The sequence below is a fragment of the Flavobacterium sp. genome, from assembly GCF_003525665.1.
Classification (GTDB): Bacteria; Bacteroidota; Bacteroidia; order Flavobacteriales; family Flavobacteriaceae; genus Flavobacterium.
On the sequence record NZ_DQDX01000123.1, the window covers coordinates 7,009 to 7,260 of the forward strand.

Here is a 252-nt window from a genome sequence, read left to right on the forward strand (position 1 = left end):
ATGCTTTTTATGAAAATGAAGAGGCAAAGTTACTTTAATTTTAATCGTGCATTTTCAAAGTAAACTATAGTGTAATTTCAAAATACTTTATAGTGTAATTTCAAAGTTTAATAGAGTGTAATTTCAAAATTAATTATATATTTGCAATTCTAATGATCTTATTATGAGTGCAAATAGAAGAATTAAAGTTGAAATGGATGTTTACAAAAATAAATATCCAATTTTGGCATTAACAGGCCCAAGACAATCGGG